The following is a 24,580-nucleotide window of genomic DNA, read 5'->3' on the forward strand; positions in this document are numbered from 1 at the left end:
CTGTGAGCACATACCTAAATCGCAAATCGCTGGTCGGTAGCCTCTTTGCCATCGGCTTGATGGGTGGTCTCTCGTCCGTGGCGCTGGCAGTCGAAGATAGCAGTGATCATTCACCTGCTACTCCTGCAAAAGCAACGAGCAAGCCCGCAACTACGACAACCGAGTCAAAGCCTGATCATGGGTCAATGGATCACAGCAAGATGCGCCATGAGTCGATGGATCATGACCAAAAAACCAAAAAGGCAGATTGAGATCATGACCAGTAAATTCATACGCCCAACGTTGTTAGCAATTGCAGTCTCCACCAGTCCTGCTTTCTCTTTCATGGCCCAGGCGGCAGAAGAGATGGATCACTCCAAGATGGATCACGGCTCGATGGGAGCTATGGACCATAGCAAGATGGGGGCAATGGATCACAGCAAGATGGGCATGGACAATGGAGCAATGGACGGTATGGAAAGTATGGATGGAGGGGCTACCTCCACCAGCCGAACTCCAATCCGTGTACTGACCGACGCCGACCGTGCAGCCGCGTTCCCTGATGTGGCTGGTCATGGTGTTCACGACAAGAAGGTCAACTCCTTCATGCTGCTGGATAAGTTTGAGTACCAGGATGCTGACAACGGTAGTGCATTGGCCTGGGATGCAAAAGGATGGATCGGCGGTGACGTTGACCGCCTGTGGTTGCGCTCGGAAGGCGAACGTACCAATGGCGTAACGGAAAACGCTGAACTCTCAGCACTTTGGGGGCACTCCATCGGTCCATGGTGGGATGTCGTCACCGGCGTACGACAAGACTTCAAGCCCGGATCACCACAAACTTGGGGAGCGCTCGGTATTCAGGGCATGGCCCTATATAACTTTGAAGCCGAAGCGACTGCCTATATCGGTGAGAATGGTCAAACCGCTGCTCGATTGGAAGGCGACTACGACATTCTGCTGACCAATCGCCTGATCTTGCAGCCGACGGCCGAAGCCAATTTTTACGGAAAAAATGATCCTCAGCGCGGCATTGGGTCTGGTTTGGCAAACACCGAAGTAGGGCTCCGATTGCGTTATGAGATTGTTCGCCAATTTGCCCCTTACATTGGGGTTAGCTGGAGCCGCTCCTACGGCAATACGGCAGACCTGGCCAGTGATGAAGGAGAGGATGCGAACGAGGCGCGATTTGTCGCCGGTATTCGGATGTGGTTTTGAGGGCCTGACATGAAAAGAACATTGAAAACATTGACTGCTGCCGGGGTGGTTGCCGCAATAGTAGGTGCCGGCGTGGTGTATTTTGGAGTGATCAATGTTGGGGCGGATGATCCGCATTTCGGCCCCGTTCACTCGCTTCTTTCCACTGCTCGGGATCGCTCGATTGCTGTGCGTTCACGCGATATTAAAGTCCCCGACCTGAGTGAAGAAGCTCTCATCCGCGCAGGTGCTGGCAACTACAACGCTATGTGCATCGGTTGCCATCTGGCTCCGGGTATTGGAGGAACCGAGTTAAGCAATAGTCTTTACCCTGCACCTCCAAATCTTTCAAAACTGGGCGTTGACGGAAACCCTGCCGCAGCTTTCTGGATCATCAAGCATGGAATCAAATCCACAGGTATGCCCGCTTGGGGTAAAAGCATGGCCGATCCCTACATTTGGGGAATGGTCGCTTTTCTCCAGCAACTGCCTTCATTGGATGCTGAGCAATACAACGCTCTAGCAACCAGCAGCGGTGGTCATCAACACGGTGGCGGCGAGAGCAAAATGCATAACCATGAAGGGCAGCATGAGGGCCAAAAAGGGGCTGCCGCTGGGCATCATGATGCAGGTGCAGCCGGAGAGATAGCCGAAGCAGGCGATCATCATGGGGTGAGAAACAGCGCCCATGCCCATGAGGCGGTCGCAGCGCCTTCTCAGGATGAAAGTACCGAACACGTCCATCGTCAGGTTGTGGAGGCTTCGCATGACGCCCCTGCAGCTCCGGCCGTTCAGCCAAAAACTCATACCCACGCTGATGGGAAGGAGCATACCCATGCGAAATAACTTTCTTCGTCCTGGTCGGGCACTTCGCCTCGCTGCATTCGCGGCTCTGTTTATCAGTTCAGCTGGTCATGCAGCAGAGTCGCTGACGATAGACGTCCATCGTGACGCTAACTGTGGATGCTGCAAGAAGTGGATCCAGCACCTTGAAGCTAACGGCTTCACCGTCGTTGATCATGTAGAAACCAACATGAGCGCGGTCAAGCAGGAACTCGGTATTGCTCCACGACTCTCGTCCTGCCACACAGCAATGATCAATGGAAAGTTTGTTGAAGGTCACGTGCCCGCCGAGCAAATAGTTGCCTTGAGCAAGCGCGATGACCTTATCGGGATTGCTGTGCCGGGGATGCCGGCAGGCTCGCCAGGTATGGAGGTCGGTGAGAAGCAGGATGCGTATCAGGTCATCGGTCTGAGCAAAGCAGGTACCGACCAAGTGATCGCCGAGTACCCGGTAAACTAATCACAAAAGTTCATTACCCGAACGGTGACAAACCGGTCAAACCGGCGTTGCCAAAACTTTCAAGTACCCATGTGCGAGAGCACGGTAAAGAAATTGGGAGTCGGCGCACGAATAGCCCATCATGGCCCAGCATCAATACGATGCCGCAGTCAGATGCCGAATGACTATACGTTTGCAGTCGGCACGGACAAAAGTGGAAGTAGGCCGAGCTAGAGAATGAAGAGCTGGGTTACAGCAGAGGCCGTGCGCTGGGCAGGTCATGCATGGGTTGGCCCTGGTATCGGTGTCTTTTTTGGCCTTGCCTGTCACCAAGAATGGCACCTCCATCAAGCACATCAGATCTCAGTTGACCTCGACTCAACTGTATCGGTTCAAACCCCGATGGGTATTCAAACAGAGGGCGCCATCTTCATTCCGGCCGGTTTGAAGCACCAACTGAGCGCCGGTCACGTTCTGTCGATCTATGTGGATGCGCTGTCATAGTAAGCCCGCGCTCTGCGGGGGGCGGAAGACCCGAGGGTGATTTTGATCGCTCCGGCGGACGTAGCGCCGATAGTCGACGCACTTCACGAGCCAGAACACAGTGATCTCCAAGTTAGGACTGGGGGGCGCCAGGCGCTGCGACTGCCCGATCTCCCGCCCCCATATCCTCGCTTGATCAAGATAATTGAGGCGCTGAGCAGAGGCCAAATGGGACGCGAAGAGTTGTCCGCGGTGGTGCATCTATCCCCCACGCGGTTTTCTCATTGATTCGTGGAGCATACGGGGCTGCCGCTTCGCAGTTACGCGAGATGGTTACGTCTCAAGCAAGCCCTGCAGCATTTGACCAAAGGTGCACGGCTGACCGACGCGGCTCATCAGGCGGTTTTTTCAGACTCGGCTCATTTCTCCCGGACATTCCGGGCGCTACTGGGTATCGATCCGTCATCCGCCTTGGCTGCCCGCCTGTATTTTGCTTATGGGAACGCCAATTAATGAGCTCTCAAATCTGGCAAGGGGCTTTGCTGACAAGCCTCTCGATTGCCTTAGGCGCTGCCGGCGGTTACTGGTTCGCTCAATAGCGCATGCCTGATAGCACAGCTGAACAGGCCCCTAAAGCCCAAGACCAACGCAAAGTACTGTATTGGTACAACCCGATGTCCCCGCAGCAGAAATTCGATAAACCAGGCAAAACTCCTTTTATGGATATGGAGTTGAAGCCCCGCTACGCTGATGCTGCAGCAGACAGTGCGGCCATCAGTATCGACCCCAGCCTGACCCAGAATCTCGGCTTACGACTGGCCTCAGTCACTCGCGGCGTGCTTGCTTCCAGCCTGTAGGTGGTCGGTGTGCTGGCATTCGACGAGCGGGATGTTGCGGTGATTCAATCGCGTACTGCTGGCTTTGTGGAGCGTGTGTATGCCCGTGCTCCAGGCGATGTGCTCAAAGCCCGTGCGGCTTTAGCCGATATCTTGGTCCCGGAGTGGGCCGCTGCTCAGGACGAGTTTCTCGCACTCAAACGCAGTGGCGATGCCGACTTGCTGGCGGCAGCGCGCCAAAGATTGCGCTTGACCGGGATGCCAGCGACGTTGATTGCTCAAGTGGAGCGAAGCGGCAAGACCGAGCCGGGTCCTGACGCTCACCAGCCCCATAAGCGGTTTGCTACAAGAGTTGAATGTACGTTCGGGCACCAGGCGCTGTGCAGCCACCGCACGTTGCTGTGCTTGATCCAGGCGTGTTGCCAATCGCTCCAAGGCCAATATCTGGGGTGCAGGATTGATTTTAAGCAGAGTTTACTTTAAGAACTTCAGCCGCCAAGCTCCCTCTTTATTGGCGTTCCCCAGCCGAGAAAGAGTTTTCAGATCCGAACCTTGTTCCAAGATCGCAATGAACTTGCCAATCTTGCAACCCGAGGTAACGTACTGAGTTCAAAGTGTAAATTCACAAATGCATTGGTCAGCGCCTTTCCCGCGGCTGTGGAGCTGGTTAACGCGGCTGCATATCCATTTGGTTTTGGCGCTGCATCAACTGATCGATCATCATCTGCTGCATGCCCATGTACCGATCCATCATGTACTGGTGCTGCTTCATCTGCTCCGGGGTCATCGCTGAGTATCGGTCCCCCATATCCTTCCAGCCCATCATCCCGCTTTTCATCATTTGACGCCCCATCGTCCCTCTACCCCACAAGTCCCCCATCATTCCCATGCCGCGTTGCATCATCGCTTGATGCTCCTGCAAGAGTTTCCGACGCTCCTTGGGGTCTTTGGCTTGTTGGATCTCGGTCATAACCTCCTCCATCTTCTTCAGATACTCTTGAGCCTGTGCCATGTGCTTATCAAATTCTTCGACATTGACGGCTGGTTGTTGTGCTAGGGGCATGGGGCTTCCTTCAGTGCCTTGCGCGGCCAATGCCCAGTCTGGGGTGAGTGATGCGCCTATCAGGAACGCGGTTAGCTTTGTCAGTTTCATATCATGATTCCGCTCAATGGGAACGCGCAACTTAACCGCTCTGCGCGAAGGAACAGCACAACTAAAAATATAGCTCCGGATCGCCTCTCGGGTTGATCTTGATCAAGAAGTCCGGGCCAAATGGTTGGCCCGATTTGAGCACACCAACGATGATGTGCAACAGCTTGCGCATCGCTGCAAAGCTTTCCTGAGTTACGCGTCCGCCGGCTCGGCATCGATACCAACCAGCAGGCGGCGGCGTTCATGCCACGGGATTGTCATGTCTGCCGCTCGGAAGGTTTTTCCGCCTTATCATGCACCGGCGGCACAAGGGCGCCTAAGCCGCCTCCCACCAAAGGAATAACAAGGAGACGGGGTGTACCTAGCAATAGAACAATTGATGCTGCAGGTTAGCGCTCGTTAAAGCAGTTGCAGTGGGTACTCGACAATCAGACGAACCCCATCCAAATCAGATTCGAAGGCAGTAGCCCAAGTCGTCGTTTGGCGAACACGCAAGACATATCTTTCAGAGAGCCGGTTTGAATGATGTACTTAGCTTTGATGTCACGCTCCAACCCTTCTGGTCCTGTCAGCTCCTCGGCGCATATAGACACTGTTCGCATTCGAGTAGGTTTTCTCCGAGCGCTAATTAACTGAAATTAGATATTAGCCAGTATTACCTGTCAGAAGCTGACGCTAACATTACTTATGTGTCAGGTATGATATTTGCTCTGTTAATGTCATTCCTGACAGTGCATCGTGATTTACACCTCGTCAGCTAAATAGGCTCGGATGGTGCTAACACCTATGTGCATCGTAATGCTAACCAACTAGAAGCTGACAGGAATGTAATCTTAATTTCAGTCGACTGTCCGCCAAACGTGGTCTAGGGTAAATGTGAGCGTTTGGGTATTGGCTTACTTGAGCGTTGTGAAACAGCATTTTGCTCGAGTTACGCTTGGTAGTCTTGAGGCTTGGGGTAAACATCTTGAGGTCGAACATTTTCATCTAATGATCAACTGTGCTGAAAATCTATTAGACGTCGGCCAATTTTTGTTGAGCGGTTCCGTTTCCACCTCCACGTGTGCGGGGCTTGCGCCGAGCCTCTGTGAGGCTTGCGCCGGCTGAAAACGGGTCGATGGAGGTATGGGAGATTACGTCAGGCCTGTTGTGAATGGGATCAGCGTTGCCGAAAAATGGTTGGCACTTAGGGTTTGGTCAACCCTCATGCGGTTCAGAAATAGCAATTTCCGTGTTCGGGGGCAATGGCCAACCCTCCCGCCCTAACAGGAGTTTGACAATGTCACAGTATATCAAGCACAACAACGCTAGCCGGTTCACTTTGTTGATGAGGGCGGTAGCGATGGTTGTCGCGGTAATGGCAGCAGCACCGATGTTGGCCAATGCCGCAGAACCCGCGAAAAGCGAAACGATGCCGATGCCTTCCGAGCAGATGGTTCAATCGAAGATCACGAAGCAACTGGGCGGCATGTCCAAGACTGGTGATGTGGATTATGACTTCGCGGCCAACATGCGCATGCACCACCAGATGGTAATCGAAATGGCGCAAGCCGAACTCAAGAGCGGAAAAAATCAGGAGATGCTCCATATGGCCAAGGACATAATTGCCGCGCAAAAGAAGGAAATCGCCGTAATCGATCAGTGGATTAAAGCGAATAAAAAACAATGACTATGGTGGCGCCAAAGCCTATCAATGCGCTGCGTTTTTAAAAGAAATACCCGCGTCGGTTTGAAGGAGAATCTAGTGAATCACGACCACCTCCAGCACAACTCTGAACCACCAGGCTTCTGGAGCTCGCGCTACTTGATCGGGTTGATCGTTTTTGGCGCCATTGCTGCGTTTTTCTTGCTCAGCGAGCACCGTGTCCACTTCTTCGGCGCACTGCCGTTTCTACTGCTGCTGGCGTGCCCGCTGATGCACTTCTTCATGCACGGCGGCCATGGTCACCATCATGGAGACCCATCGACCAAAGTCCCCCCTGGACCATCGCAGCCGCCCAAGACTGGAGATTAGTCATGCACGACACCCCGTCTTACGGACTGTGGACGCTCGTCATCCTCAATTCAGCCATCTTCATCATGTTCGCCTTCAGTTTCTTCAAGCCTCAGACCGCACGCGACTGGCGCACTTTCGGGGCGTTCGCAGCCTTCATCGTAGCTCTGTTCGTCGAGATGTACGGCTTCCCGCTGACAATCTACCTGATGTCGGGCTGGCTTCAGACGAAGTTTCCGAGCCTCGACCTACTGTCCCACAACACCGGCCATCTGTGGTCGACGCTACTCGGCGAAAAGGGCGATCCGCACTTCGGTGTGCTGCATATCGCCAGCTATGTCTTCCTTGGCTTCGGCTTTTATTTACTGTCCAGCGCGTGGAATGTCCTGTACCACGCGCAGCGGCGCAAAGGTCTCGCCGTGTCAGGCCCGTATGCGCATATCCGCCATCCGCAATACGTTGCGTTCGTACTTATTCTGTTGGGCTTTCTGTTCCAGTGGCCGACGTTGCTGACCTTGCTCATGTTTCCTATTTTGCTAGTAATGTATGCGCGGCTGGCTATCACAGAAGAGTCAGAGATGCGAAAGCAGTTCGGCGCGGAGTTCGCAGATTATGCCGCGAGGACACCACGCTTTCTGCCGTCGCTGCATAAGCGTCTATCGGCCACCTGAAGCGATGTTGCCTAAAGGCTCGCTGGCACTCCTTTAACTCCGTTTATTCCGGCGGCTATGGACCAACACCTGTATCGCGTTAGTAGGTTCAACAACGCAAGCAACCGCATCAATCCCATTCCATCTGTTAATTGTTCGGGCCTTGTACCTCAGCAGAAGGAACCTAATGTCGAGGGAGGTACCCGTATCGTGTGCGTGTGCAGACAGCGCGTAAGCGCCTAAAATTTCTGCGTCCGTGACACCGATCCAGATCGAATCGGTGGCCGCCAAAATCAGTTTCCCTGAAGGTCCGAACGACCGAGCTGGGCGATGGAGTACTTCTATGAGCAAAAAGAAAAAAAATGTCAGGGGAAGTGATGCTGTCGTTCTGCCGGTTGCAGGCGGCACAGGTATTTCGCCGGCTGAGCTTATCAACAGCAGGGAGCAAACCGAGGCATTGATCTCACATGATGACTATGAAGCTCAGCTTCGTGTTTTGCAGATAGAGTTGGTCAAGCTGCAGAGGCACTTCATCGGCTGCGGCGATAAGATTCTCGTGCTGCTGGAGGGGCGAGACGCCGCCGGTAAGGACGGTAGCATCAAGCGCGTCGTCGAGTACCTAAGCCCGCGCGAAACACGCGTCGTGGCACTCGACAAACCCTCTGACCGCGAGCGTAGTGGATGGTACTTCCAGCGTTTCGTCGTCCACCTCCCCGTGGCTGGGGAGCTAGTTCTGTTCAATCGAAGTTGGTACAACCGTGCCGGCGTCGAGCATGTGATGGGCTTTTGCTCTAAGGACGAGCATGAGGAGTTCATGCAATCGGTGCCGAAGTTCGAGGAAGTGCTCGTCAATTCAGGTATCAAGCTGCTGAAGTATTACCTCGACATCAGCAAGGACGAGCAGCGGCGCCGATTAGACGAGCGGCAACGTAATCCGCTCAAGCAATGGAAGACGAGTCCGATCGATGCTATCGCCATTAAACGTTGGAAGGCGTACTCCGCCGCGCGCGACGAAATGCTGATGCGAACGCATACCGCTATCTCACCGTGGCGTATCGTACGGGCTGACAATAAGCGGTTAGCGCGTCTAAATCTTATACGCGACGTCCTCTCGCGACTACATTACGCGGGGAAGAAGAACAAGCTCGTCGAGCCGGATCGGGACATCGTATTCGAATTCACGCCCAGTTGCGTCGACGCTGGGAAACTGGCTCGCTGATGTCTGCCCTTCAGGAGCGAGCATGAAAACAAGCACCTTCGAAGTGGGGGAGTTAATCTCCACCCTGAGCGCGACCGGCGTCCACCGACAGATCGCAATGCTATCGGGTGTTCATCATGTCGATGTGAACTATGTGGCCGGCAGTGCCACCGTGTACTTTGACGAAGCGAAAACGTCGCATCAAGAGATCCGCCAACGCATCATTGACTGCGGCTACCATTGCCGGGGTGAACTCGTTCCCGCTCACCTCTGCGAGCCTGCAGATCACAAGACCGCAGACGCGCATAAAGGCTACATGGCACATGGTAGTAGTAAGGGACATGCGCCGAAGGAAATGGAACCGGGGAGTGATCCCCGTGCCGGCCACAGCGTCAAACCCGCGCAATCGATGAGCGACATGACGCACGATATGGGGCATACACATGGCATGTCGATACAGGACATGGCCGACGATATGCGTAATCGCTTCTTCGTTGCCCTATTGTTCGCGATTCCAGTCTTCCTTTACTCGCCGATGGGCAAGATGTTCGGCGATTTCGCAACTCCGTTCGACCTCAATCGGAAGGTTTTTCTGTTCGTCGCCGCCACTGGCGCGATCGCTTATCCGGGTTGGCCATTCTTCATCGCAGCCTGGCGTGCTGCGCGCAACCGGGTGGTCAACATGGCGACCCTGGTTTTACTCTCGGTCGGCACTGGGTATGTGTTCAGTGTGGGGACCACCTTCCTCTACGAAGGTGAGGTGTTCTACGAAGCGGCAGCCGTGCTGCTGGTCTTCATTCTACTGGGCCACTGGCTTGAGATGCGTGCACGCGCGGGTGCCTCAGATGCGATCCGCGTCCTTATGGATCTGGCCCCGCCGATGACGACGGTGCTACGCGCTGGCGTCGAGACCGAGGTGGCCACCTCGGAGGTGCTGACAGGCGAGACGGTAATCATCAAGCCGGGCGACAAGCTTCCGGTTGACGGCGAAATCATCGAAGGTAACTCTGAGGTCGATGAATCTATGCTGACCGGCGAATCGATGCCCGTGAAGAAGACTCTTGGTGATGCCGTTATTGGCGCCACGATCAATAAGAGCGGTAGCTTTCGCTACAAGGCTACCAAGGTTGGTGCCGACACAGCGTTGGCCCAGATCGTCAAGCTCGTCCAGGAAGCCCAAAACTCCAAGGCGCCGGGGCAGCTACTCGCTGATCAAGCCTCCCAGTGGCTGGTTCTGGCAGCCATTGTCATTGGTTTGCTCACCTTCGGCGTGTGGTTCTGGGTCCTGGACCAGCCACTGCTGTTAGCGTTGACGCTAACGATCACGGTGTTCGTCATTGCCTGCCCCGACGCTCTAGGCTTAGCCACCCCGATGGCCATAATGGTCGGTACGGGGCTCGGCGCTATGAACGGTATCTTGTTCAAAAACGCCGCAGCACTTGAGAACGCTACCAAGCTCACCATCATCGTTTTCGACAAGACAGGCACTCTCACACTCGGGCAACCTGATGTGGTAGAGATGGTCACCGCCCAGGACGTCACCGAAGCTCAGTTGCTGGCTACCGCTGCGGGGGTGGAGAAGTTCTCGGAGCATCCCTTGGCGTTGGCGGTGCTCAAAAGATTGGGGACCTCGCAGGCCGAGGTCGCGACGGGATTCACCAACATCGATGGTCAGGGGGCTCACGCGATGATCGACGGTGAGAAGGTACTGCTCGGAAACCTCAAGCTGATGGAGTCCGAAGACATCCCATTGCAGGCGCTGGCCACAGAAGCCTTTCGACTCCAGGGTGGGGGCCGAACTGTAGTGTATGTCGCTCGCGGCGGAAAGCTGATCGGTCTAATCGCCATTGCCGACGCCGTACGGCCGACCTCCAAGGCAACGATCGCCAAGTTGCAGGAGCGCGGTGTAAAGGTGGCGATGATTACCGGCGATAATCAAGCCACGGCCGATCGCATCGGTAATGAGCTTGGCATTGATATAGTGCTGGCAGACGTGCTTCCAGGCCAGAAAGCATCCAAGCTTAAGGAGCTTCAAGAGCAGGGGTACAAAGTTGGCATGGTAGGCGACGGCATTAATGATGCGCCGGCCCTGACCCAGGCCGATGTAGGTTTCGCGATTGGTGCCGGCACCGACGTGGCCATGGAAAGCGCGCAGGTCATTTTGATGAAAAGTGACCCGTTCGATGTCGTCGGTACTATAGAACTGTCACGTGCCACCCTGCACAAGATGCATCAGAACCTGTGGTGGGCGGTTGGTTACAATCTGATCGCCTTTCCGCTGGCAGCTGGCGTCTTCTACCCGTTTACTTTATCGCCAGAAGTCGCAGCATTATCGATGTCGGGTAGTTCGGCCGTCGTGGCAATCAACGCTCTGCTACTGAAACGGACCAAGCTCGCTGGTATCAAGCGTGTACGGCCACAAATTATACCTATGACCGGCGCGCAGGCTTCCTCGGGCGTCTCGTTATAAGCCTAAGCCGGCCGATTTGTCCAACGGGCCCGATAATGCGGCAACAGGAAACCGATACTGTCGCGACCCTGTACGCAAGCCTTGCTACCGCAGTGTGGCAACACGAGGTCAGTGGATTGCCAGGCAGGTGATGTAGCTCATGCTGAAGTGGCAACTCCGTGCCCTCAAAACAGATGCGCACTACCCGAGTTAGTTACAACACCCTGCGTTTCGGTATGAACTATCAAGAGCTGGGCAGTGTGAAGTAGCCGTCGATTTTTGATGTCATTACTGTTTCAGGCACAAAAATCTGTAAGCTACTGAAAATAAGACCTCTGCTCCCTTGAGTCATGTTTGCCCTTGAGCCAGAGCTTTGCAGGGTGCAAGTCAAAAGCGACGAACGGAGGAGGTCCCTTCTGGTTACTTTGACATAGATCAATCTATCCTTTGCCTCATTCTCGTACTGTAAATGTGTCCACTATCTATAAGCTTAAGCGGAAAAATATCTGAAGAGCATGATACGTTTATGACCGAACACATGAACGCGACACACGATGACATGTCTAACCTAATGGCAAGAGTGTTAAATCTTCGAACACACGATAGCGTCACTGCATTGATGCACAAATAAATACAAACGGTAATGGATCCATCCGAATCTCATGGGCAGTAATGCGATGAGCGGCATTACCGCATTGTGACGAAGAACTTTTATAAGCAACACTTAGTCATCGCAACCAAAACATGGCAAGGATATTGCCAAAAGGCGCAACAGTCACAATGTTGTCCTGTTTGAAAACCTGTTTTTGGAAAAATAAAATGCGCAAATTATGGATCATCTTAGCAACGCTGGTTGTTTTAAACCTAAATGGCTGCGGCTACAACAAATTCCAGAGCAACGACGAGCAAATCAAAGCTAGCTGGTCTGAGGTAGTAAACCAATACCAGCGGCGTGCGGATCTGGTACCTAATCTGGTCAATACCGTCAAAGGCTATGCTGCGCATGAAAAAGAAGTATTGACCCAAGTGACCCAAGCGCGGGCTCAGGCGACCTCCATACAGGTGACGCCAGAGGTGCTCAATGATCCGGCCGCCTTTGCCAAGTTTCAGGCTGCACAAGGCGAGCTTTCCGGAGCGTTGTCCCGGTTGCTGGCAGTGAGCGAAAACTACCCGCAACTGAAAGCAGACGCCAGTTTTCGCGATTTGCAGGCGCAACTGGAAGGCACCGAAAACCGCATCGCAGTGGCACGCAACCGTTACATCAAGTCAGTGCAGGAATTTAACGTCACGGTCCGGTCGTTCCCCTCCAATCTGACGGCGATGGCATTCGGATACAAAGAGAAGCCTAATTTCACGGTAGCTAACGAAAAAGAAATCGCTAAGCCCCCCGCAGTAGATTTTGGGTCAGCGCCTGCTCTTCCCCCAAGCGGGACTCAGGGAGCAGCCAAGTGAAGACGGTGCGAACGACAAGCGCGGCGGTATTGTTTGTCTTATTGCTGTGCTGGTCTTTCCTCGTGGGCGCTCAAGTCGCAGTCCCCCCCCTGACTGGCCGGGTCATTGACCAGACCGCTACGCTCACCGCAGATCAGACTGCAAGTCTCGAGCAAATTTTACGGACGTTTGAAGCCAAGAAAGGCACTCAACTCGCACTTCTCATTGTCCCTAGCACACAGCCGGAAGCGATCGAACAATATTCTTTGCGCGTAGGGGAGCAATGGAAGTTAGGCCGAAAAAAAGTGGATGACGGCGCAATCCTGGTCATCGCCAAGAGCGACCGTGCGCTTCGCATCGAAGTAGGCTACGGGCTTGAGGGCGCACTCAATGACGCCATCAGCAAGCGCATCATTAGTGAAATCATCACACCGCGCTTCAAGCAAGGAGACTTCTACGGTGGCATTGCTGCCGGGCTCGACCAGATGATCCGGGTAATTGATGGCGAACCGTTGCCTGCACCCAACGCACAAACTATCGGCGGTGATACAGATATTCGACAGTATGGTCCGCTCGTTTTTATTCTTGCGCTCGTGATAGGCAGTGTTCTGCGCCCCGTTTTGGGCAGATTTCCAGGTGCGCTAGTCACTGGAGGGGTTGTGGCCGTTATCGCGTGGTTGGTGGCCGGCGCACTGTTCATCGCGTTGGGCGCGGGAGCGATGGCGCTCTTGTTCACGTTGGTCGGTGGCGGTATGGGTGGATACGGTATGGGGCGGCATCGTGGAGGATTTGGTCGAGGCGGTGGTGGAGGCTTCGGCGGTGGCGGCGGCGGGTTTGGCGGCGGCGGTGCATCAGGGAGATGGTAAAGATGAATATCAAACGCATTTTGAACCATCTTGTTATGACCCATTGGCAGGTCAAACGGGCCTTTCCTCGTGAAACGTTGATAGCGATCGAGCAAGCGATCAAAGCCAGTGAGGCTGCACACGCCGGGGAAATCCGTTTCGTCGTGGAGGGCGCACTGGATAGCATGCCGCTTTTCAAAGGCCAATCCGCGCAAGAACGCGCTGTCGATGTGTTTTCGCAATTGCGTGTATGGGACACAGCTCACAATAACGGTGTGCTGATTTATCTGTTGCTCGCTGACCGGGACGTGGAGATTGTTGCTGATCGCGGAATTCACGCGAAGGTGGGCTCTCAAGAATGGCAGAGCATTTGCTGCCGAATGGAAGCCGCCTTCAAACAATCCAATTACAAAGTGGGCGTAGTCAGCGGTGTTCAGGCGGTTACACAGCATCTGACGAAACATTTTCCCGTTGCCGGCGGTGAGCCGAATGAATTACCGGATAATCCAATGGTTCTCTGAGGAGCTCTCTATCGCTGGCGCCAACCAAAAAACTCAAGCACGCTCAACCGAAGAACAGAGCATGACACTCCAATTAGATCAACATGACGCTGCAGTCGCTGTATTCGTTCATCATCAGGATGCAGAGGACGCTGTCCGCAAACTTGCTGCCAGTGGTTTCGACATGACGCATTTCAGTATCGTCGGACGGGGTTTTCATTCCGAGGAAAAGGTTGTGGGTTTCTACAACTTCGGCGACAGAATTAAATTTTGGAGTACAAACGGCGCATTTTGGGGCAGTCTTTGGAGCTTATTCTTCGGCGGAATATTTCTGAACATTCCTGTTATCGGTCCTGTCATGGTGCTTGGTCACTTGGCAGGGATCGTCGTTGCCGCTGTCGAGGGTGCAATTCTAGTCGGAGGGTTGAGTGCGCTTGGCGCTGCGCTTTTCAGCATCGGCATTCCGAAGGACAGCGTCATACAGTACGAGCAAGCCGTCAAAACTGATGGATTTCTTGTTGTAGCCCATGGCTCCTCGGACGAGATGACGAGATCCAAAACGATCCTTGAGTCAAGCAATCCGGCAAGTATTGATCTGCATGAGAATGTGAAGGTCCATGCAGGAGCCTAAAAGCGTATTACTGCGATGTTTGTATTCCCTATCATGAAAAGGAGTATCACCATGCAAAATCAAAAGTTGAACGTAACGGGAATGACGTGTGACGGCTGCACCAGCAATGTAGCGAACGCGCTGAAAGCAATTCCCGGAGTCCATGACGTAGTAGTGTCGCTCTCGACCGGCGAGGCTGCGGTACGTTATGACGAGCAACTCACCTCGCTCGATCAACTAAAATCGGCCGTGAAAGGCGCGGGCTATGGAGTGAATGCGGCCAAGGCCACGCCCAATCATCAATCCAAGGGTGGTTGCTGCGGTTAACTCGCCCATATGATGCTCAGACGTCGGACCGCATGCATGACTCGATGGTCTGCGGCTACATGAGGGCCACCAGCGCGCGCTCAGCACGTTTGCCCATAGCGACTACGGCCGTGCTTATGCTCAGCGTGTTCACTGTGTCGGTTGGCTTTGGCATCGTGCTTCCGCTTTTACCCTACCTAATTGAGCGGCTCTTGGGAGCTGAAGGTGATGCTGCGCTAGTTTCCCAGCACACCGGGTTACTGACTGCTGTCTACACTCTCTCACTTTTTTTGTTTGCACCCATGTGGGGTCGACTTTCCGACCAACGCGGCCCGCGTGGTGTACTACTTGTTGGACTTCTCGGCTTTGGCGGAACCATGTTGGTTTTCTCTTTTGTTGAGAGTCTCGTCGCTGTTTACGCCGAGCGCTTCTTAAGCGGTATGTTCGCTGCAGCGGTGACGCCCGTAGCAGCTGCTGTGTTCGGCAACGTCACGACAACCGAGCAGGGGCGAGCCCGTCGGCTTGCGCTCGTCAGCATGACTGGGATTAGCGGCTTCCTGCTTGGACCGATGCTGAGCGTGTTCGTAACGCGCTTTGCCGCATATATTTTCAGCCTCGCCTTGCCGGCAGGATCGATCACGGTTCCGCTCGCGGCGACGGGACTGCTCGCTTTTCTAGTGGCCGCTGGAGTTGCGTTTTCAGTACCAAGTAGCGAAGGCCTTGGTCGGTCAAAGCAGATATCTAAGACCTCGGCCGATCAAAAAGTATGGCTCGTGCCAAAACTCCTCATTCTTACTTTCATCGTTTCGATCGGCGTCGGGGCCTTCGAGGTCGGGCTCGCACTGCGTGGTAAACAGGAACTTGGTTTGAGTCCATATCAGATTGCGCTGATGTTCTCCGAGTGCAGCTTGGTCATGTTTGGGATGCAAGCAATCGTATTCTCACCCTGGTTCAAGCCGGACACGACCCGCTGGCTCATAGCTCCCGCACTCTCGGTGCTGGCAACCGGGTTGTTTCTTGTACCTTGGGCATCTGATTTTACGTTGATGCTGGTCGTGATCGGTGCGGTCGCTGCCAGCGCTGGCATCCTGGCGCCGATCCTCACTTACTGGATCTCGGCCAAGGCTGGAAGCGTACAAGGCTGGGAACTCGGCAAGCAAACGGCAGCGTCCAGTCTTGGGGCAACCTTGGGGTCGGCGGTCGGTGGGATCCTCTACAGTACTGTCTTACTGCCTGGTGCCTCTTTTGTTCTGGGCGCGAGCCTCACAGTGCTTGGCTTCTTGCTAAGCCTTGGGCTGCCGCGTTTACTAATTCTTCCTGATTTATGCTCTGGTTCGTTATCCGCGCGATCGACCAAGCAAAAATGAAAAAAGTAGGGCGTTAGATTTCTCGAGGTATTAAAAGCCCAGTCGGATTTCGATCACGAACATCATGATGACTCGCTTAACGAATGATAAAGCGATAAAACGTTGTCAATCCTTAAAGTTTACGGCGCATTAGTGACTTCCTACGCTGGTGCAGCGTTTTCAGCTGCCGCGGCGAATTGAAATACCAGGTGCTCATGTGCGCTGAGGCTTTGGGTGAGCGTGTCCTTGCCCTGAGCAGGGTGTTTTGTAGGCGATCGTTGTCTTGCGCCAGTCGCTGTTCCCGTGTTTACAGTCCACCTAGGCGGGTTTGCTGAGCGAGTAGCTGCTGCCGGAGTTCAGTCAGTTCGTGTTCCAGGCACTGCTGGCGCTGTTCAGTGGCCTGGCGCTCGTCGCCTTGCTGTTGAGCGACTGACTCCTGGTAATAGACGCGATCAGTCAGACGCGGTTCGAGGTCGAACTTTTCACTGCCCAGTCCAGCCTGGACCACCTCCTGACGCTGCACGGCTTCCGTCAGCCCTTGGCTGCCAGCGCCAGGGCCTGCTGTTCCTGAACCTTGATTAATGCGTCGTGTTCTACAAGAGCTTGCTGCACTTTCCCTGCAGCGCGGAGGTGGCTGGTTAGCTCGACCATTATGGGCAGCTTCCTGACCCCTTGATGTTCTGGCTATTTGGTTGGGCACCCTTGCAGCGCTTATTAGATGACCCAGTCAGACCATGCTCTAACCCAGATTCACATTGACCTGAGGCCCACCATGAACGGTATTCCCATGAAAAAAGCATTTCGTACACGGTTGTTGAGCAGCAGTTTGATCCTTGGGCTGAGCTGTTTCGCTTGGTCTTGCCGTGAGCAATAACTACTTTTTCCGCAGCGCTCAATGCCGAGTAGTTGATCATGATCAATGAGCGACTGGTTGCGGCGGCGCAGCATGGTAGGCAGGCGATTGCTCGCAGAACACCAGTCGCAATAGTCACTGTTTCGCTAAAAGGATCAGCGCTCATGTTCAAGTTCAAACTGCTTTTGGCGTCCAGTCTCGCTCTGGCTTTAAACGTAGCCCTGGCAGCGCCAGTTGGCACTGTTTACACGGCCAATGAGCGCGACAGTTCGATTAGCCAAGTCAGGCTCGACACGGGTGTGGTCAAAACGCTGGCCCTGAACATTGCACCGCATAATTTACAAATCAGCGCCGATGGACGCTGGCTGCTGGTGGTGGGCATGCCTGCGCATGCCGAGCATCAAACAGGAGCCATGAGGGCGGGTGAATTGCTGGTGTTCAGCACTGCCACGCTGGATAAACCGGTCTTTAGCCTGCCGGCGGGGCAACATCCTGCCCACGTAGTGACTGACCTGAGCGGGCAGCGGGCTTTCGTTAGCGACTCTTCCGCTAATCTGGTGCGGGTTTTTGACCTACAAGCACGCACTCAGCTCGGCACTGTAAAGACCGGTAGTTTCCCCCATGGTTTACGCCTGAGCCCGGATGGCAAGATGCTGTATGTCGCCAATATGCGCAGTGGCAGCGTATCAGCAATCGATACCGCAACGCTGAAAGAAGCCACGCAAATTGCCGTTGGTAACGGCCCCGTGCAAGTCGGCTTCGCCCCAGATGGGCGGCAGGCCTATGTGTCGCTGAGCGCGGAGAACAAGCTCGGAATCATCGATACGGAAACACAACGCTTGATAGGTAAAGTTGCCGTCGGCAGAACGCCGATTCAGATGTATGCCACGGCAGATGGTCGCCAGGTCTATGTAGCCAATCAGGGCAGCAGCAGTGAGCCGGATGACCGCGTCTCAGTGATTGACCCGCAGACCTTGAGCGTCGTCGCCACCCTGACCACCGGTAAGGGCGCTCACGGCGTGGCCATCAGCAGCGACGGCGCTTATGTGTTTGTTAGCAATATCGAGGCGGGCACCTTCTCTGTGATCGATACTGCCAGTCGCACAGTGGTGGCCAGCCATAAAGTCGGGGCCGGACCCAATGGCATTAGCTACCAAGTGCCCGAGTGAGCCGTAAACAACCGCTTGTTTGTGCTGCCGGAGCTTTGGCCTTGCCCAAATCCTTCTTCAACAGGATCAGACTACTCATCTCAATCAGCGCCCAGTACGCCGGCCATGGCCAGCAAGGCGCCTTTGAAGCCGATCAATGCCAGCAAGGCTCCGTCAAGAAAGAAGCCGACACCCTTGAGTGCGTTCTTCAAGCCGATGAGGATAGCTAAACGAGGAGTTTTCTACGCTCGCGACGTAAGGTCCGAAATTATGTCCTGAGCATAAACTCGCTAATTTCGATACACATGCTGGGCGTGATGGATATTGCTCCGTCGGCAGAATAGCCTCTTAAACAACTGGCTGACCTGGCCGCCGAGACGCAAGATCCTTGCGCCAGTGGGAACTATTCATCTAAGGAAATTTTCCTGCGTTGTGTGTGTGAGCGCTTCGCATACGCCGCAAGGGATCTGCGTCATAAAAAAAGGCGCCACTAGGGCGCCTAAGCCGCCTCCCAAACCAAAGGAGAAACAAGGAAGCGGGGTGTACCTAGTAGTCGAACAATTGGTGCCGCAGTTTAGCGCTCGTTAAAGCAGTTGCAGTGGGTACTCGACAATCAGTCGGACCTCATCCAAATCCGATTCGAAATCGGTAGCACGCGTGGTTGCTTGGCGAACACGCCGAGACATGTCCTTCAGAGAGCCTGACTGGAGATGTACTTAGCCTCAATGTCTCGCTCCCAACGCTTTTGGGCTTACAATGGCACTCCATCTGCCCCGCGACGCATGTAGACGCTGTTCGCGTTGGAATAATCAGCGTCCCACCCCTTCGCGTAGCGAGTCATGAAGCTTAGGCCTGGAATGCCGAAAGCTTGCATATCAAGGTCGTAACGTAGCTGCAAGGATTGCTCCTTCGGTGAGTTGAGGTCGCTGTACTGAATGGAGTTATCCAGAAAAATCGAGTCCGATTGGCGCAGGTAATCGAAGTCGTCATTGCCGTTGCTGCGCTGATAGCCAACGGTCACCGTATGGACGCCGAATTTGACGCCAGTTTTGCCGCTCCAAATCTTGTTATCAAAGCTGCCTAGGAGTTTTTTACCCTCGTCGACCGCGCGGTAGTAAATCCACCGATCAACGCGACGTTGTCTGAGAGCGGGTAACTAAGAGAAGTGCCAGCGTAATATTGAGTCCAAACGTCCTTGAATTGGCTGGCGTAAAGACTCACACCAACGAACTAATTGACGGTGTAATCCCCCCGAGGTAAGCAATCCACGGAGCATCAACAGCACCGGCATAGAAAGTCGAAAAGCCGTCACGCATGCTGCTGGAATTGGGTTGGCTCATTGCATGCAGCCGGCCCCCCTGAATGGTCAGGTCTTTAATGCTGGTATTGGTGAACGTTGCTCCCCGGAAACTCTCTGGCAGCAGTCGAGAATCGCCATATGCCACGACAGGCGTGGATGGAAATACGTCCCCTACTTTGACCACCGTATCCATAAAGCGAGCCTTAGCGGCTCCGCCTACTTCTGAGTAAGAGTCTTCAGGTTGGCCTTTGCTGTTGTAGGGCATGACATCCACTGAGCTTCGAGCGCCCGAGCGCCCGAGCGCCCATCATCAAGCTTGAGTCCTACCATTGCAAATGCATCAATGCCGAACCCGACGGTGCCTTGGGTAAAGCCCGACTCAAAACGTCCAATAATCCCATTAGCCCATTCTTCAGCATAGCCATTGCCTGTAGGACTTGACTGGCCCTTTCGATAGTCACGATTGAAATAGAGATTACGATTGAGAAGACTAAATGTGCTCCCTTCAATGAACCCCTCAGTTTTTTGCTCAACGGCCAATGCAGCTTGCCCCATGCTCACGCCAAGGGCAATGAGAGAAAGACCATAAAAGCTTTTATTGTTCATTTAACACTCCAGGCTTTAGCTTGGCAGAGTTTCTTTATGAAATTTTTTATCGTTATTAAAAGCCACCGGCACGTAGTGGTTCCCCCTACGTGCCGGTAGACATAATTTCATACAAAAGATAACTCCAGCGTGACCTGGAAATTACTTCTATGTCAGCAAACAGAAAGCGTATTTAAAATCCTTGCCAAAAAACCTGATGCGGGTAGGCTCCATTGATCTAGCTTCCATGCGGGCAGTTGGTACCCATAACCCTGTACTCCACCGTATTGAGCTTGCCAGCCGAGTCTTCATAGGTCATGCGCGAAGGTGCAACACTACAGGTTTTGTTGGCTTGCGTGACACTGACCAACTTCTGAATATCGAGGTTCATTCCATATTCATAATGAACAACTTCAGGGGTGGACTTACCATTTTTCAATGCGTATTGTTCCATAGCCCGTTGGTTCTCCTGCATCATCCGACCGTAAACGCGGTCACCGCCTCCCTCAGCCATGGCCAATGACGACGAGGCCAAAATAGCGAGAGCAAAAATTGCTTTGAATGATTTCATGATTATCTCCTGGTTCTCAATAACTTCTGACTAGAGAATAACCAATAACGCCTTTCAGGAAGCTGGCATGAGGATTACTTATTCGTAAGGTTTCGTATGTAAGGGATCACGATTGGCAAATTATGCGTTTGAATTCCGATCCTCGCGTTTCGTCAAAGCTTTCAAACGTGTTATTTTTGCGGCCAGCCTGTTCAGCTCAATTTCAACAAGTAGTTCCATCAACTAACGACTGCCGTTGTTGATCTCATCAGTGCCAATGAGCTGTACGTTTACTATGGCCAGATGTTCGGATTGCCAGGCGATCAAAAGCCCGAAGCGGGAATTTGCCGCTGGTCATGAGATTGAAACGCCACCATTTGGATCGTTCACGTTCCTCGATCTGTACGTGGAACCATAAGCACCGACGTCGTATTCGACATAAGTCACCACCGACAGTAGCAAGCAGTTTCAGCCGATGCTGGCCTTCAAGCAATCGGTAAGCCAGTCCAAAAGCAGTCGCAGGAGGCTGAAGCGCAGCGCCTACACCTAAAGTATTCATTCTCTAAATCGACGGTCGTGGATCTAGAATAAATACTGACTGACCCAGACCTGAAGGGGCCACATCAATTCTCACATTGTCTGCCAATACAGACCCAATGCCACGCTGAGGATCATTTTTTCCGTAATGCGCCTTAACCAGTCACAGAACAGGCCGTTTGGGCGGATCGACTATTTCAACAAAATCGGTCGATGACGGTCAGTCACGAACACTTGCTCTCACCCCCTTACGGACCGCTTTTTTGGTCAGCAAGCGGCCCTACTTGCCAAGTCGAAAGCTGCCCTCCGCAGATGGCGCTTTCGACTATGGACTCGACCCAATAGATTGACTGAAACGCTCAGAGTGGCTGCCGCTCCCCTTGCCGGCAGGATCATCAGGGGCGAGGCAATCCTGACAAAATCATCCAAGCCCAATTTCTAGATTGGCACGAGTGGCCTCCGAGCTGGTGAAGACCAAGCGGGTCCGATACGTGCGCGAAAGTACATGAGGCCTGTGAGGATGAGTGATCACAGCTGGCCTTGAAGGGGGTAGGATTTGCAACACTCGAGATGAAACCTTAAAACTCGGTAAAACCCCGTCAAGCAGCCCTAAAACCACCTTTTCAGCGCAATGCAACAATTTTCTTGACACCATAATGACAGCCGACAGTCCCAACCGAGGTGCTGTCTGCTGTGACCAACTGACGTTTGAAACCCTTGCCAGCCGCAATATCTCGCTCCTCCTTTGCCGCGAGATACTCGTAGCTTTTCCACCGGGGTGAGTCATCAGGTATTTCCTCGAGGATATCGCCGACTTTCACTGGCTTAACGTCAGTGGGCGTCGGAAAGGTAAAGCCCTCCCCCAAGCCTTTTGTGATCGCAACAACCACCATCCGCTTCCGGTCTTCTAGCACTCCGAAATCAGCCCCCCTGAACACCGTCTCATGCAACACATATCCCAACGATGTCAGAACACTGCGAATGACAGTCATCGATACCGAGTCCAAATATTCAGGCACGTTTTCGATGATGCAGATCGCAGGGTTAGAGGCCTTGACGAAGTCCAGAAAGTCGATGAACAAGGTACCTGCCGAGGAATGCTCCTCAGCGTTCTGTATCTTGTTCTTCGCGCGGCCCGAGCGGCTGGCCCCGGTGCAGGGGATCCCGGCGACCACGCAATCTAATTGCGGTACGTCGCCCGACAAGGTGAGGTCACGAATGTCGGTGTTGATCGCGATTGATTCTTCAGTCCAAAGCTCCGGATTGTTACGTAGCGATGCATCCAGGTAATTTGAATCGAGCTCAACGCCGACTTGTATGAAGGAAGCAACACCCGCGACCAATAGGCCTGAGTGCAGCGCTTTATCGATGATGCCACTCCCGTGATAAAGCGAGCCTTTCGCCAGCGCCACCTTCTCGGTGAGCTTGCGTTTTATACGCTCAACACGCTCTTTGATCTTGAGGTCGATCTGCAGAGCAGTTACGACAATGCGACCACTTCGAATGGCAACACGAACCTTCTCGCAGCCTTCAAAGAACTTCTTGAGCAAATCGGTGCGCACCTCCAACAGAGGCGTGACCACACCGTTGCGTTCACGTTTAGAAACAGTGAAGGAACCCGCTTCCATCGTATCGCCGGAGACCGGTACCCACTCGAGGCGCTTGGATGCTTCGTTGCTTCGCAGCAGGTACTTAGCACCAACCTTTACGCCGGCATGAACCAGCTTCTGACCCTCAAGCCAGAGTCGCGCTACACCGCCCTTTGCCTCGCCAATCGTTGTGTTGATTACTGTAGTCATGGTGGAACTCCAAGTGATTGGAAGCACCACCCCCACTGGGGATGAATGCCCCCCAGGTGGGTTTTAAGTTTGAGTGCTGGTGACCACCAGCTGGGTATCTTGGCTACTCACATGAGTGGCCAAAGAATGCTTGTGACTGAGTCTTGAGCAGAGCCACTCAAAAGCATTCTGAGGGTGGCCGACCCATAAGGGCCGGCTACCTCACAATCAAACGACAGCCTTGATTTCCTCCAAGAAGCTCTTGGGGTCCATCTCGACGTTCAGCCTCATGACCAGTTCGTCGACGTCGTCGTCACAGTACGACTGAAGCTCATCGTTGTTTGTACACAAGGAGTGCATTTCATCCGACCGCTTGAAGGGGTCACACATTCCCATCTGCTGCCAGTACCGCAAGGCTGCAATGATGGTGTGCAAGTCTTCATCCTGTTGGATGAACACAAGCCCGTCGCTGGCCACCGGCGCCATGGCCGGCTCAGAAACAACGGTCTCTTGCTTGAGTATTTTCATTCGCCCGTTGGGATCTCTCACGATTTCAAGCGTGTGCTTTTCATCGTCACCAACCCATTCGGTATGCGAGTTGTATTTAGATCCGTTCTCGGTATCGATGACATAGTCGCCGACTTTAACCGTTCCAAACCGCAGGTCCATGATGTCATGCGTTTCTGCAAGGGTGAGATCGGCCGGGACCAAAACCACCTCTGTGTGACTTCCAATGAACATGCAATCAAGATTGATTTGAAGCTTGGATGTTGTAGTCATGTCGTACTCCAGGATGAGGTACGGGGCACGCCCCATCGGGACATGGCCCCGAGTGGGTTAGATCAATTTGGCAAGCTGCGAAAAAGTGTTCAGGTGCTGCACCGCGGGGGTGACATTCCGAACATTCTTTTTGACCTCGCCATGTTCAAAGACAAGATCGCTAAGGTATTCGTCTCTCAAGCTATGAACATCATCTGGGTGGATCACATTCAGAACAGAGACCACTGTTGAAGCTGGGAGCCCGAAAAGCTGGACTCCAACCGGGTTTCCATCCTCCATGACCACCAATACCTGAGGTCGCAGATTTTCAATTGGCGCGTAATTCGTGACTACGGCCCCGATGTGTTCATCGCTGACCGTGCTGAGAACACAAGAAGCGGTCCCAAGGTAGGACTTCAGTGTGGACTCAAGGTCACTCAGTTTCGCCAGCTGCCCTTTTTTGTTGGCCAGCCAATATTGCTCATCGGCTGACACAAGGAACATACGATGTTGACCAATGACAACATCGCCATCGACCACCTCACCTAACAGCGAGATATGAACGCTATCCAAGCTGACAAACTCGCGCTGACCCGCCTCAAACTTCTCCAGTGCAAGCCTGAAACCTTCAAACAGGTTGTTGGTGTTGGGTGAAACGGCAGTCAGCCAACGCTGATCGGAGTGAGTTTTATTCGTTACGAAAACGGTGTAGAGCTCATTATCAACGCTTTGAACAAATGCAAAAACTTTCATCATGGAGCTCCGGTTGAATGCGAAGCCATGACCCCAGTGCGGGGTTATGAAGCTCCGCG

General features: G+C 53.6%; 27 protein-coding genes and 3 pseudogenes. 19 read left to right on the forward strand and 11 right to left on the reverse strand.

The window, feature by feature from the left end:
• Nucleotides 1-2: 2 nt before the first annotated feature.
• The 7 genes and pseudogenes from PG5_RS34045 to PG5_RS00095 all read left to right on the forward strand — a co-directional run.
• Nucleotides 3-251: a hypothetical protein gene (locus tag PG5_RS34045; protein WP_177326124.1), complete on the forward strand. Its 249-nt coding sequence runs from the start codon at nt 3-5 to the stop codon at nt 249-251.
• Nucleotides 223-1,197: a copper resistance protein B gene (locus tag PG5_RS00075; RefSeq protein ID WP_042955025.1), complete on the forward strand. Its 975-nt coding sequence runs from the start codon at nt 223-225 to the stop codon at nt 1,195-1,197. The genes PG5_RS34045 and PG5_RS00075 overlap by 29 nt, the downstream gene beginning before the upstream one ends.
• A gap of 9 nt (nt 1,198-1,206) precedes the next feature.
• Entirely contained in the window at nt 1,207-2,022 is an 816-nt protein-coding gene (locus PG5_RS33015; protein ID WP_081648110.1) for a cytochrome c, read from the forward strand.
• A complete protein-coding gene (locus tag PG5_RS00085) occupies nt 2,012-2,479 on the forward strand; it encodes a DUF411 domain-containing protein (RefSeq protein ID WP_042955028.1) in 468 nt (155 codons plus the stop codon). Before PG5_RS33015 ends, PG5_RS00085 begins: the two co-directional genes overlap by 11 nt.
• A gap of 216 nt (nt 2,480-2,695) precedes the next feature.
• Nucleotides 2,696-2,962: a hypothetical protein gene (locus PG5_RS34675; RefSeq protein ID WP_256227709.1), complete on the forward strand. Its 267-nt coding sequence runs from the start codon at nt 2,696-2,698 to the stop codon at nt 2,960-2,962.
• Between the two features lie 270 nt (nt 2,963-3,232).
• Nucleotides 3,233-3,454: a helix-turn-helix domain-containing protein gene (locus PG5_RS34680; protein WP_256227710.1), complete on the forward strand. Its 222-nt coding sequence runs from the start codon at nt 3,233-3,235 to the stop codon at nt 3,452-3,454.
• Nucleotides 3,454-4,147 (forward strand): annotated as a pseudogene (locus PG5_RS00095) (efflux RND transporter periplasmic adaptor subunit); the annotation flags it as partial. The gene PG5_RS34680 and the pseudogene PG5_RS00095, both read left to right, overlap by 1 nt.
• A gap of 297 nt (nt 4,148-4,444) precedes the next feature.
• On the opposite strand, the gene PG5_RS00100 reads toward PG5_RS00095, so the two are convergent.
• Together PG5_RS00100 and PG5_RS34685 are read right to left on the reverse strand one after the other, a co-directional pair.
• The gene (locus tag PG5_RS00100) at nt 4,445-4,930 is read right to left on the reverse strand and encodes a hypothetical protein (protein ID WP_042955029.1); all 486 of its coding nucleotides are present in this window, start codon (nt 4,928-4,930) and stop codon (nt 4,445-4,447) included.
• 399 nt (nt 4,931-5,329) lie between these two features.
• Nucleotides 5,330-5,551 (reverse strand): annotated as a pseudogene (locus tag PG5_RS34685) (OprD family outer membrane porin); the annotation flags it as partial.
• 658 nt (nt 5,552-6,209) lie between these two features.
• Here PG5_RS34685 and PG5_RS00105 point away from each other — a divergent pair.
• The 11 genes from PG5_RS00105 to PG5_RS00155 all read left to right on the forward strand — a co-directional run bounded on the left by PG5_RS00105 (nt 6,210) and on the right by PG5_RS00155 (nt 16,279).
• Nucleotides 6,210-6,599: a DUF305 domain-containing protein gene (locus tag PG5_RS00105; RefSeq protein ID WP_256227711.1), complete on the forward strand. Its 390-nt coding sequence runs from the start codon at nt 6,210-6,212 to the stop codon at nt 6,597-6,599.
• A gap of 75 nt (nt 6,600-6,674) precedes the next feature.
• Entirely contained in the window at nt 6,675-6,944 is a 270-nt protein-coding gene (locus tag PG5_RS00110; RefSeq protein ID WP_020795053.1) for a DUF2933 domain-containing protein, read from the forward strand.
• A gap of 2 nt (nt 6,945-6,946) precedes the next feature.
• Complete coding sequence (locus PG5_RS00115; protein WP_020795054.1) at nt 6,947-7,594, forward strand: isoprenylcysteine carboxylmethyltransferase family protein; 648 nt, start codon at nt 6,947-6,949, stop codon at nt 7,592-7,594.
• Nucleotides 7,595-7,916: 322 nt separating this feature from the next.
• A complete protein-coding gene (ppk2, locus tag PG5_RS00120) occupies nt 7,917-8,792 on the forward strand; it encodes a polyphosphate kinase 2 (protein WP_020795055.1) in 876 nt (291 codons plus the stop codon).
• Between the two features lie 22 nt (nt 8,793-8,814).
• The gene (locus tag PG5_RS00125) at nt 8,815-11,241 is read left to right on the forward strand and encodes a cation-translocating P-type ATPase (protein WP_042955030.1); all 2,427 of its coding nucleotides are present in this window, start codon (nt 8,815-8,817) and stop codon (nt 11,239-11,241) included.
• Between the two features lie 798 nt (nt 11,242-12,039).
• Nucleotides 12,040-12,672: a LemA family protein gene (locus PG5_RS00130; RefSeq protein ID WP_042955031.1), complete on the forward strand. Its 633-nt coding sequence runs from the start codon at nt 12,040-12,042 to the stop codon at nt 12,670-12,672.
• Complete coding sequence (locus PG5_RS00135; protein ID WP_218187875.1) at nt 12,669-13,517, forward strand: YgcG family protein; 849 nt, start codon at nt 12,669-12,671, stop codon at nt 13,515-13,517. Before PG5_RS00130 ends, PG5_RS00135 begins: the two co-directional genes overlap by 4 nt.
• A gap of 2 nt (nt 13,518-13,519) precedes the next feature.
• Nucleotides 13,520-14,017 (forward strand): TPM domain-containing protein, encoded by a 498-nt coding sequence (locus PG5_RS00140; RefSeq protein WP_020795060.1) that lies wholly within the window; start codon nt 13,520-13,522, stop codon nt 14,015-14,017.
• Nucleotides 13,986-14,627, forward strand: coding sequence for a general stress protein (locus PG5_RS00145; protein ID WP_218187876.1), 642 nt, complete (start codon nt 13,986-13,988; stop codon nt 14,625-14,627). The genes PG5_RS00140 and PG5_RS00145 overlap by 32 nt, the downstream gene beginning before the upstream one ends.
• A gap of 51 nt (nt 14,628-14,678) precedes the next feature.
• Complete coding sequence (locus tag PG5_RS00150) at nt 14,679-14,933, forward strand: heavy-metal-associated domain-containing protein (protein WP_020795063.1); 255 nt, start codon at nt 14,679-14,681, stop codon at nt 14,931-14,933.
• A 116-nt stretch (nt 14,934-15,049) separates the two neighbouring features.
• Nucleotides 15,050-16,279 carry an MFS transporter gene (locus PG5_RS00155; RefSeq protein WP_218187877.1) on the forward strand — a complete coding sequence of 410 codons (1,230 nt, stop codon included), beginning with the start codon at nt 15,050-15,052 and terminating at the stop codon, nt 16,277-16,279.
• A 286-nt stretch (nt 16,280-16,565) separates the two neighbouring features.
• Here PG5_RS00155 and PG5_RS00160 read toward each other — a convergent pair whose 3' ends face one another.
• Nucleotides 16,566-16,781 (reverse strand): hypothetical protein, encoded by a 216-nt coding sequence (locus PG5_RS00160; protein ID WP_020795065.1) that lies wholly within the window; start codon nt 16,779-16,781, stop codon nt 16,566-16,568.
• A 494-nt stretch (nt 16,782-17,275) separates the two neighbouring features.
• Here PG5_RS00160 and PG5_RS00165 point away from each other — a divergent pair, with 494 nt between their 5' ends.
• Entirely contained in the window at nt 17,276-18,280 is a 1,005-nt protein-coding gene (locus tag PG5_RS00165) for a cytochrome D1 domain-containing protein (RefSeq protein ID WP_020795067.1), read from the forward strand.
• Nucleotides 18,281-18,843: 563 nt separating this feature from the next.
• Here PG5_RS00165 and PG5_RS35165 read toward each other — a convergent pair.
• From PG5_RS35165 to PG5_RS00190, 8 genes and pseudogenes are all read right to left on the reverse strand, one after another.
• On the reverse strand, nt 18,844-18,945 hold the full coding sequence (locus PG5_RS35165; RefSeq protein ID WP_371106588.1) for a hypothetical protein: 102 nt from the start codon (nt 18,943-18,945) through the stop codon (nt 18,844-18,846).
• 65 nt (nt 18,946-19,010) lie between these two features.
• Nucleotides 19,011-19,480, reverse strand: a pseudogene (locus tag PG5_RS35170) (OprD family outer membrane porin).
• Nucleotides 19,477-19,824 (reverse strand): OprD family outer membrane porin, encoded by a 348-nt coding sequence (locus tag PG5_RS35175; protein WP_371106589.1) that lies wholly within the window; start codon nt 19,822-19,824, stop codon nt 19,477-19,479. The pseudogene PG5_RS35170 and the gene PG5_RS35175 overlap by 4 nt, the downstream one beginning before the upstream one ends.
• The gene (locus PG5_RS35180; RefSeq protein ID WP_020795071.1) at nt 19,776-20,165 is read right to left on the reverse strand and encodes an OprD family outer membrane porin; all 390 of its coding nucleotides are present in this window, start codon (nt 20,163-20,165) and stop codon (nt 19,776-19,778) included. Before PG5_RS35180 ends, PG5_RS35175 begins: the two co-directional genes overlap by 49 nt.
• A 217-nt stretch (nt 20,166-20,382) precedes the next feature.
• The gene (locus tag PG5_RS00175) at nt 20,383-20,715 is read right to left on the reverse strand and encodes a DUF2790 domain-containing protein (protein WP_042955034.1); all 333 of its coding nucleotides are present in this window, start codon (nt 20,713-20,715) and stop codon (nt 20,383-20,385) included.
• 1,139 nt (nt 20,716-21,854) lie between these two features.
• Nucleotides 21,855-23,030, reverse strand: a complete 1,176-nt coding sequence (locus PG5_RS00180) for a DNA cytosine methyltransferase (RefSeq protein WP_020795074.1) — start codon at nt 23,028-23,030, stop codon at nt 21,855-21,857.
• A gap of 207 nt (nt 23,031-23,237) precedes the next feature.
• On the reverse strand, nt 23,238-23,789 hold the full coding sequence (locus PG5_RS00185) for a hypothetical protein (RefSeq protein ID WP_155943673.1): 552 nt from the start codon (nt 23,787-23,789) through the stop codon (nt 23,238-23,240).
• Nucleotides 23,790-23,846: 57 nt separating this feature from the next.
• Nucleotides 23,847-24,521 (reverse strand): hypothetical protein, encoded by a 675-nt coding sequence (locus PG5_RS00190; protein ID WP_042955037.1) that lies wholly within the window; start codon nt 24,519-24,521, stop codon nt 23,847-23,849.
• Nucleotides 24,522-24,580 lie beyond the last annotated feature (59 nt).

This window comes from Pseudomonas sp. G5(2012), from assembly GCF_000408945.1.
Lineage (GTDB): Bacteria > Pseudomonadota > Gammaproteobacteria > Pseudomonadales > Pseudomonadaceae > Aquipseudomonas > Aquipseudomonas umsongensis.